Source organism: Streptomyces sp. NPDC014995 (genome assembly GCF_043080745.1).
GTDB lineage: Bacteria > Actinomycetota > Actinomycetes > Streptomycetales > Streptomycetaceae > Streptomyces.
The window spans coordinates 1-8,877 of sequence record NZ_JBIBVX010000042.1 but is presented as its reverse complement, the minus strand read 5'-3'; the positions used below and the strand labels follow the sequence as shown (position 1 = coordinate 8,877).

Sequence of the window (8,877 nt, the reverse complement as noted above, 5' to 3'; positions counted from 1 at the left end):
GGCACCGGCGAATGCCCTGCCAAGGGACTCCTCCCTAGCCCTGCTGTGCTCGAAACTCATCCGTTGTGCCCCTCTCTGAGCATGTCGGGCACCCATGCCTCACCTTGTACATACGGGGAAGACAGACGGGCGGTCAACCGCGTTCGCGCCCTTCGGACCAACGGCTCCAGCACGGCCCGCTGCTCGTCCGTGAGATCTCCCTACCGTCCGAACCGCGATCACCCACAGTGCAAGATCCGCTTTCGATACACGGCCTAGCGGCCCGGCACCTTCTTCCCACCGTCGTAGCCGCGTGAGGCGGCCGGCACCGTCGCGGCGGCCCGCACCGACTGCGCGTCGATGATCCCCGCCGTGGGCTCGGCCTCGCGGCCCTCGTGCTCACGGACCTTCCCGCGCAGCCGGTCGTGGAACTCGGCGATCAGCCCGTGCTCGCGCCACCGGCGGAAGAAGGCACCCGGCCCCAGCCGGGGAAGTCCGCGGGCAGCGCCCGCCACGAGATCCCGCCCGCGACCAGGTAACGGACCGCGTCCAGCAGCTGCCGATGACAGTAGCCCTCGGGCCGTCCGCCCCGCCCCTGAATCCAGGCCGGCACCGGCAACAACGGCCGCACGGCCGCCCACTCCGCGTCCGTCATGTCCGACGGATACCGGCGCGCCCGATCGGGATGATCGGCCGCGTTGCCGTACAGGTGCGCGAGACAATCGCACGACACGACGGGCGAGTTGAAGTCAACGGGCTCGGACGCGTACAACAACGACAACAGGGCCTCCGGGAATCGCTCGGAATGGGGTCGCACCCCCGAGCTACCAGGAGGCCCTGCCTTCATGCGCGTACCGTCGGAAGATCACCCGACCAGAAACTCCGTTCGACCTGCACGTTCCAAGATCGGTTGAGATACGGCTTCTCACCGCAGGCCAAGGCCGATGCCGGGTTCCACAAGAGCGCCTTCCACATCGACTGGAAGGCCCGCCAGGCCCGCTGCCCGCAGGGCCGTACCAGTACTGGCTGGTTCCCCGTCCGGCAGCACGGCCGCGACGCCATCGTCGTCCAGTTCGCCCGCACCGACTGCCACGCCTGCCCCGCCCAGGACAAGTGCACCACCTCAGCGCGGGGCACCCGCATACTCAGCCTCCGCCCCCGGGAGCTCCATGAGACCCCGGCCAGTGCCCGGGCCGAGCAGGCCACGAGACATGGAAGACCAAGTACGCACTCCGGGCTGGTATCGAGGGCACCATCAACCAGGCCCTCGACGTCACGGGCCTCCGCCGGGCCCGCTACCGCGGACTGCCCAAGGTCCGCCTCCAGCACACCTTCTCCGCCGCCGCCGTCAACGTCATCCGCCTGGACGCCCACTGGAACCCCGGTAAACCATCCTTCACGCCCCGGACCAGCAGACTCAACCACCAACTCGCAACCCAAACCCCGAAGGGTGTGGCTCCGGTTCTGGGGCTGCGGAAAACTCGGCTGCAACTGAGCCTGGCCGCCCATAGGATCCTCGTTCGAGGCGCTGGCATGGCGCCCTGCCGACAGCGGGCACTCAACGGACCCAGGATGCGTGGCGCAATGAGCAGCCGACTCTTCGCAATCTCCTTCGACGCGCACCAGCCCGAGCGCCTAGCGCATTTCTGGTCGGGCGTCCTGGGCTTGGAGAGAACCGACGATACTTACGACTGCGTCGCCCTGCTGTCCGGGAATGACGCCGGCTACCGCCTCCGCTTCCGTCCCTCCCTGGCGCAGAAGGCCGGCCAGAACCGGCTGCACTTCGACCTGACCAGCTCCTCCCTGGAGGACCAGCAAGAGACCGTGGCCAGGGCGCTCGACCTCGGCGCGCAACACTCTGATGTCGGCCAGGGACCGGACGCGTCCCATGTGGTGCTCGCCGACCCCGAGGGCAACGAGTTCTGTGTCATCGAGCCGGGCAACAATTTCCTGGCCGGCTGCGGCCTCATCGGAGCGCTCGCCTGCGATGGTTCGCAGGCCGTGGGCTACTTCTGGAGCAAGGCGCTGGGCTGGCCGCTGGTCTGGGACCAGGACGAGGAGACCGCCATCCAGTCACCGAACGGCGGTACGAAAATCACGTGGGGCGGTCCGCCGCTCATGCCGGACCCCGGCAAGGACCTGCACTTCGACCTCGCGCCGGACGACGATCAGCAAGCGGAGGTGGAGCGCCTGCTCTCCCTCGGGGCGAAGCGTGTCGACTCCGCCCACGGCGGGGACGGCTCAGTGCTGCTGGCCGACCCCGACGGCAACGAGTTCCGCGTGCTCACGCGCCGGTGAAGCGGGAGCCGCGGTAGGCGGTTGCTGCTGCGGGGAACGCAGCAGAGAGTCGGGCAGGCCCAGTCACCAAACGGGCAGCTCAACGCTCCCACGAGGAAAGAACCACACCCAACCCAACCCTGAATTAACTGGCTGTTCTCTATCCGCTCGGGTGGTCGGTGGGGTTCGAACAGAGGCCTGGTCCGGTGAGTCTGCCGGTGCGGGTGCATGGAAGAAGGGCCTTTTGGTAGCTCGCGGTTGTCGAGTCCAGCGAGGACAAGAGGCCCTGTTGTCGAAGTGTCGCGTGGTCGTGGTTGCCGGGTCCAGTCCGTCCACTCTGGGTGTGACTGTCTCGCCCATCGGTTCGGGAACGCGGCCGACCGTCCGGAACGCCGGCCCCGGTACGGCTCGGACATGAGCGATGCCGAGTGGGCCCTGGTGCGGGATCTGCTGCCGGTCCCGGGGTGGCTGGCGGGCCGGGGCGGGCGGCCGGAGGGCTACTGCCACCGGCAGATGATCGACGCGGTGCGCCACCTCGTCGATAACGGCACCAAGTGGCGGGCTATGCCCGCCGACTTCCCGCCCTGGCCACGGGTGTATGCCTTCTTCGCCCGCTGGCGGGATGCGGGCCTGATCGCCGAACTGCACGACCGGCTGCGCCAGGCCATCCGCTGGGCCGAAGGCCGTCATGAGGAACCGAGTGCGGCGGTCATCGACTCGCAGTCGGTGAAGGCGGACGCCACCGTCGCTCACACCTCGCGGGGCTTCGACGCCGGGAAGAAGATCAACGGGCGCAAGCGCCACCTGCTCACCGACACCCTCGGACTGCTGATGGCCGTGCTGGTCACACCGGCGTCCACGACCGACCGGGACGTCGCCCGGATTCTGCTGCCGGCCGCGGCGGGCTGCTCACGACGGCTGTCGCGGGTCCGGGCCGACGGCGGCTACACCGGCCACCTCGTCGACTGGGCCACCGCACACCTCGGATTCGTCCTGGACGTCGTCCGCCGCAGTGACGACGTCCAGGGCTTCCAGGTGCTGCCTCGCCGTTGGGTAGTGGAAAGATCCTTCGCATGGCTTCTGCGCAGCAGGCGCCTGGTCCGTGACTACGAACGGCGCACCGACACCAGTGAGGCCGTCGTCCTGTGGTCGATGACCACCCTCATGAGCCGGCGCCTGGCCGCCCGGCACCAGACCCCTGTTCCGGTGCGGGCAGCGTGAACCTGCCCGGCTTCTCCTCCACCAGCCAGCCGCGTTCCACCAGCCTCTTCAGCCGTGCTCTCGCGCCCTCGACGCGGGAGGCGGACGCACTGTCCCAGCCCAGCACCGCCGCCGCCCGCCGGGCACCCAACCCGTCTCCTCCCGCCTCCAGGGCGGCGGCCATCAACGCCTGGTAGTCCACCGACAAGTCCTCGACACCGCCCGCGTTCTGACGGTGAGGCACCGCGCGTCGCGGTCCAACCGGTTTCCTCTGCGACGACCCGATGGCCACCAAGGCGGGCGCTTCCTCCTCGGCCAGCGCCTCCAGATACTCCCCGAGACCGATCACCCGGCGCCTGAGTACCTCTTCCGCGTCCGCCAAGTCCGTCTGCACCCGCTCCAGCTCGGCTGCGAGTTCCTCCCCCCGCACCGCCGCAGCCTTTCGCCGCGCTTCCAGCACCGCCCGCATCGACGGCATCCGCCACCCCCACGACATCCCGACCGGCAACGAATCGAGACTTCCGTGACAGCTGCAATCCCATGTCTGACCAGCGAAATCCGCACATGAGGTTCGGAAAGAGAACGACCTCTTAGCTTGAGTTGAGGGAGAGGGAGGGCTGGGATGGGCGGCGCGGGCGCGGGCGCGGCCGGGGATCGGGGCGCGCTCGCCCTGTTGCGCGTCGGCGGGGCCTCCGCGCTGGTGCCGCCGTCAGTGCGGTGATGTCATGCGGGGGATGTCAGTGGGCTGGAGGTCGGGGCGGGCGCGGTGCCAGCGTGCGGGGTGGCGCCACCGGCCGGAAGCGTCGCGGGCGACGTCGACGCCGACTTCCACCACCAGCTCGGGTTCCACCAGCGTGACGTTCAACGTCTCCTGGCTGCCCCATCCGGCGGAGAACGACCAGCCCGTCCAGGGGTGGCCGCGCCGGGCCGGAGCGAGCAGGCCGGCGAACGTGCTGCTGGCCGTCCGGGCAAGGTTGACGGTGCGGCCGGTACGGCGGCCGGTGCCCCGGACTGCTGGGTGGGCTCGGCTCGGGCCCGCCGCAGGGCGGCCGGGCGGGTGGCATCTGCTTCGCGGCAACCCTGTGTACGAGCGACTGCGGAGCCGCCAGATCACCCCTCGAACTGCTCACGCGATCGCTCGGGGCATGGGCCGGACCTGCCGACTGGCAGGAACGGCCCGATGAACTCCCATTCGCTGTCGGTGAGTTGCGCACGCGCCACGCCGCAGACCTGTCGGACATGCGCCCACTCTGGGCTTGATCGCCTTTCTTGAGGGCGCTCGTAGGCAGCTGCACCACGGGTTCGGGAGTGCTGAGGTGGAGCTGCTTAGTGGACCTGGTCTCCGGGCTGGATGAAGCCGGGGTTGATCTCGGCGTAGTCGCCGTTGATGGAGGTGCCGGCCTGCCGCACCGTGGCGAAGTTTGTCGTGTAGCTCTGGGGAAAGGTGAGCTGCGGGGTGGTCATCTCGCTGAGCCGGTCCAGCTCTCCGGTGTCGATGGTGATGTCGGTGGCGCCGATGTTGTCTTCGAGCTGGTGCATGGTGCGGGCGCCGATGATGGTGGACGTCACCCCCGGCTGCTGGGTGACCCAGGCCAGCGCGACTCGGGCGATGGTGGTGTCGTGCTTCTTCGCGATTCGTCCGAGTTCGTCGATGAGGTCGTAGGTGTCGTCGGTGAGCCGGTCGGCCCGTGCTGCTGAGCGTGCGCCTTCGTTCTTCCCGGCGCTGTCGCGGGTGAACTTGCCGCTGAGGATGCCCGCGCGGAGGGGTGACCAGGGCATGACCCCAATGTTGAGGTCGGCGCCCATGGGGATCAGCTCCTGCTCCACGGTGCGTTCGAGGAGGGGGTACTCGATCTGCATCGCCGCGAACGGTGCCCAGCCGCGGAAGTGCGCGAGAGTGTTTGCCTCGGCGATTTTCCATGCGGGGGTGTCGGAGACGCCGATGTAGCGGACCTTTCCGGCCTGGACGAGGTTGTCCAGGGCTGCCATGGACTCCTCGATGGGGGTGTGGGGGTCGTAGTTGTGCATCCAGTAGAGATCGATGTAGTCGGTTTGAAGTCGGCGCAGGGAGTGGTTGCACGCGTCGATGATGCTCTTGCGGGCCGGACCCGCCACCGTTGGGGTCTCCGGGGTAGTTGTTGCCGCTGAATTTGGTGGAGAGCACCAGTCGGTCGCGCCTGGCGGTGTCGCGGCCGAGGTGGTCGCCGACGATCTTCTCGGAGTGGGTCTTGGTGTAGATGTTGGCGGTGTCGATGAAGTTGCCGCCGAGGTCGAGGTAGCGGTCCATGATCCGGTTGGAGTCCTCGACGGAGGACCCCCAACCGAGGTCTTCGCCGAAGGTCATCGTTCCTAGGGCGAGGGGACTGACGCGGAGCCCGGATCGACCAACGGTGACGTAGTCAGTGAGTGACATTTTTCTTCCTAACGAGGGGTGTGAGGTTGGGATAGGCCCCGCGCGGGCTGCACCTGATGCGGCTGCTCAACGACGCCTGCGCCCTGATGACCCACCAGTGGGAGAAGACTCAGGGCTGGCAGAGCATGCTGGTCCCGGAGATCTCCCGCCGCCTCGGCGGTGGCTCCAAACCCGCCGACGACCTCCGTGCCCAGGCGCTCGCGGCGTCAGCGATCGCCTGCCTGAACGCCGCCACCGACGCCTCGACGACCGACGGCGGGACGACGCCACTGTCCGTGCTCGTGGACCAGGCCATGGGCACGCTGAGCGAACTGAACGCCCCCTGCTGATCCGGCGAAACCGCCTGTCGGCGGCTCGTCAGACACCGCAACCACCATGTGGCAGCCCTGTCATGATCCGTTTCGTCTTGTGGTGACGTTGTCGGCGGTGCCGGATGGTTGGATCCATGAGCTGAGGATCCGGAGTTTCTCCTCGCTCGGGGAACCGGGGACGGGTGACCAGACGGTGACGTGCTGGTCAGGGTCTCCGCTCCAGTAGAAGCTGTCCCAGTCGAAGGTGAACTCGCCAAGGTCGGGGTGGTGGATGGTCTTGCTGCCGAAGTCCTGACTGGCGACATGGCGGCTTGCCCACCATTGCCGGAAGAGGGGATAGCCGACCGAGAGCTCGCCGACCAGGTTCACCAGCCGTGGGTCCTTGGGGTTGTCGACGGCCTGCATACGCAGGAGTGCGACACCGGTACGGGCCATGCCCTCCCAGTCGTCGTAGAAGTCCTTCATACGCGGGTCGGCGAACAGCATCCGGACGTAGTTGCGCTCGTGTGGCGCCATCTTGTCGATGTCGATGAGCAGCGCCGCGGCGAGGGGGTTCCAGGCGAGGTAGTCGAGGTATTTCCCCACGACGAACGCAGGCGTGAGCGTCAGCTGGTCCAGGAGGCGCTGGATCTGCGGCCGCACCGGCGTCGGCCGACGTCTGGGTGAGGGGCGTCGGTCGGCTTGCCGGGCGAGCCCTTCGACGTAGGTGCGCTGAACCGGTGTGAGTCGCAGCGTGTGCGCGAGGGCGTCGAGTACCGGTTGGGAGGGTGCGAGACGGCCCTGTTCGATGCGGCTGTAGTAGTCCTGGCTGATCGAGGCGTGCGCGGCGACTTCTTCCCGGCGCAGGCCGCTCACGCGACGCGTTCCAGGCTCTCCCGGGGGCAGACCGAGCGCGACCGGGCTGAGTTCGCTGCGGCGGGCCTTCAGGAACTGGCCCAGCTCCTCCAGGTGCGGGTTTTTCGCGCTCACGGTCACGTCTCTCATTGTCGCGCCTGCGCAGAGCCGCGTCCGGGTCGAGAGGGCCCGGGCGCGGCTCTGACGTAACGAAGTCGGTCAGGGCTGGCGGCGAGCGCCTAGACCAGGTGGGTGCGCAAGAACCGCGTCACGTTCGCGACGGCGTTGTCCATCTGCGCGGGCGAGTCGTAGTAGTCGTAGTGGTTTCCGTCGGCCCACACGAGTTCCTTCTCGCCCCGGACGCTGTCGTAGAGCCGCTTCGCCTGGGCCGGGAAGGCGGAGCCGTCGGAGTGGACCACCATCGTCGGCGTCGTGATCTTCGGCGCCTGGCTCAGCGGGTCGAGGGTGACCCACGTGTCCCAGGACGTGACATCGAACTCGTTCTTGTACTCGGGGACGTTTCCGCGTGCCGGGTTGGTGTAGTAGTCGTATGCGCCGGGCGTCGGGTTGTAGTTGGCGGCCTGCCGGTCGGTTTCGCTGTACACCGGGATGATCGTTGCCTTGCCCGTCTGCTCGAACTTGCGGCGGGCGGCAGCGGCGTCCGCGAGACGCTGAGCGATCCCGTCATCACCGTAGGTGAGCTTGAACGTGTCCTCGTCGGCCAGGAAGGCGGCGATCGTCGCGAAGCCCTTCACCCGCGGGTCCTGCGCGGCAAGATAGGCGCCGTTGCTGGCCGAGGTGCACACACCGACCATGCCCACGGCATCCACGTACGGCAGCTCACTGAGGTACGTGACGGCGGCCTTGAGGTCGCTCAGCTTCTCGGCCACCGACTCGAACTGACGCGGCTGGCCGGCGCTCTCGCCGTAGTGGGCGTAGTCGAAGGCCAGAGCGACAAAGCCCTGCTCGGCGAACTTCTGTGCATAGGTGTTGGACATCATCTCCTTCACCGAGGTCAGCGAGCCCTGCACGATGACCGCCGGGTAGTGCCCGCTCTCGTCGAAGCCGTCGGGAGTGAACAGGTCACCCACCAGGGTCAGGCCATCACGATCAAAGTTGATCTTGCACTTCACGGTTGCGTCTGCCTTCGGGGTATCGGCGTCGATGGACTTTGTCTTGGTGGCCGCCCTCGCGGCGGGAGTGAACGCGGCTCCTGCCGCTAACGCGCCTACGGCGCCGATCAGGCCGCGCCGCGTGACACGGGAGCGGGGGCGACGGGACGTGGGGGGAACAGTCATGGGGGCGTCCTTACCTGCCTTACGTATTCCTTGGCGGTACGCGTTCTCTGGTCGTTCCTGACGCCTGCAAGGCATCCGTTCCCGAGCGCCAGCCGTACGTGAAGTCGCAAAGGAGATCACGGTTGCAGAGAACGTTGTTGACCTTGCGCTTCACGGTCGTGTGTCGCCTCTGGCGAACGACGCCGCTGTGCGCAGCGACACCCCAAGGGTCTGCCTTGCCGCCGAAACCGACAATGGGAAAGAATTTTCCTAGGCAGCACTACGCAGGTCAGCGACCCCATCACACTGCCGCGCGCCCCGCCTCGCCACACCTCCAGGACGTTCCGATCAGAGCCCGAGACTGAAGTCCACAGACGGAACACCGCCGCTTCACCGGTAGGCGGAGTGCGGGTCAAAGACATGGGTGTAGGTCGAGATGCCCTCGGACACGACGTACTTGTTCAGATGCCGCGTGGCTGCTGGACGAACGGGGGGGCTTGACCCCGGATCTTGGACACCCGAGACACTTGGATCTTGAGTCCAGGAGAACGGATGTCCCGTGGTCATGAAGCACTATCCGCCGGAG

8 protein-coding genes and 4 pseudogenes are annotated in these 8,877 nt (G+C 67.6%); 4 read left to right on the top strand and 8 right to left on the bottom strand.

What is annotated here, in order from left to right:
* Nucleotides 1-257: 257 nt before the first annotated feature.
* A pseudogene (locus ACF1A1_RS39180) lies at nucleotides 258-688 on the bottom strand (transposase); the annotation flags it as partial.
* Between ACF1A1_RS39180 and ACF1A1_RS39175 the strand changes: the two are divergent.
* The 3 genes and pseudogenes from ACF1A1_RS39175 to ACF1A1_RS39165 form a co-directional block, all read left to right on the top strand.
* A pseudogene (locus ACF1A1_RS39175) lies at nucleotides 665-1,332 on the top strand (transposase); the annotation flags it as partial. The pseudogenes ACF1A1_RS39180 and ACF1A1_RS39175 sit on opposite strands and share 24 nt — an antisense overlap.
* A gap of 231 nt (nucleotides 1,333-1,563) precedes the next feature.
* Nucleotides 1,564-2,277, top strand: a complete 714-nt coding sequence (locus ACF1A1_RS39170) for a VOC family protein (protein WP_392006949.1) — start codon at nucleotides 1,564-1,566, stop codon at nucleotides 2,275-2,277.
* A 393-nt stretch (nucleotides 2,278-2,670) separates the two neighbouring features.
* Complete coding sequence (locus ACF1A1_RS39165) at nucleotides 2,671-3,477, top strand: IS5 family transposase (RefSeq protein ID WP_392006945.1); 807 nt, start codon at nucleotides 2,671-2,673, stop codon at nucleotides 3,475-3,477.
* Here the strand turns inward: ACF1A1_RS39165 and ACF1A1_RS39160 are convergent.
* From ACF1A1_RS39160 to ACF1A1_RS39140, 5 genes and pseudogenes are all read right to left on the bottom strand, one after another.
* Nucleotides 3,419-3,925, bottom strand: coding sequence for a hypothetical protein (locus tag ACF1A1_RS39160; protein WP_392006943.1), 507 nt, complete (start codon nucleotides 3,923-3,925; stop codon nucleotides 3,419-3,421). The two genes, ACF1A1_RS39165 and ACF1A1_RS39160, sit on opposite strands and share 59 nt — an antisense overlap.
* 240 nt (nucleotides 3,926-4,165) lie before the next feature.
* Nucleotides 4,166-4,321, bottom strand: coding sequence for an ATP-dependent DNA ligase (locus ACF1A1_RS39155; RefSeq protein ID WP_392006947.1), 156 nt, complete (start codon nucleotides 4,319-4,321; stop codon nucleotides 4,166-4,168).
* 228 nt (nucleotides 4,322-4,549) lie between these two features.
* Nucleotides 4,550-4,677 (bottom strand): annotated as a pseudogene (locus ACF1A1_RS39150) (IS5/IS1182 family transposase); the annotation flags it as partial.
* A gap of 105 nt (nucleotides 4,678-4,782) precedes the next feature.
* The gene (locus tag ACF1A1_RS39145) at nucleotides 4,783-5,571 is read right to left on the bottom strand and encodes an aldo/keto reductase (protein ID WP_392006941.1); all 789 of its coding nucleotides are present in this window, start codon (nucleotides 5,569-5,571) and stop codon (nucleotides 4,783-4,785) included.
* Between the two features lie 70 nt (nucleotides 5,572-5,641).
* A pseudogene (locus tag ACF1A1_RS39140) lies at nucleotides 5,642-5,800 on the bottom strand (aldo/keto reductase); the annotation flags it as partial.
* A gap of 125 nt (nucleotides 5,801-5,925) precedes the next feature.
* Between ACF1A1_RS39140 and ACF1A1_RS39135 the strand changes: the two are divergent.
* A complete protein-coding gene (locus tag ACF1A1_RS39135) occupies nucleotides 5,926-6,198 on the top strand; it encodes a hypothetical protein (protein ID WP_392006939.1) in 273 nt (90 codons plus the stop codon).
* A 60-nt stretch (nucleotides 6,199-6,258) separates the two neighbouring features.
* On the opposite strand, the gene ACF1A1_RS39130 is transcribed toward ACF1A1_RS39135, so the two are convergent.
* Nucleotides 6,259-7,149 carry a helix-turn-helix domain-containing protein gene (locus tag ACF1A1_RS39130; protein ID WP_392006937.1) on the bottom strand — a complete coding sequence of 297 codons (891 nt, stop codon included), beginning with the start codon at nucleotides 7,147-7,149 and terminating at the stop codon, nucleotides 6,259-6,261.
* Between the two features lie 104 nt (nucleotides 7,150-7,253).
* A complete protein-coding gene (locus ACF1A1_RS39125; RefSeq protein ID WP_392006935.1) occupies nucleotides 7,254-8,105 on the bottom strand; it encodes an alpha/beta hydrolase in 852 nt (283 codons plus the stop codon).
* Nucleotides 8,106-8,877 lie beyond the last annotated feature (772 nt).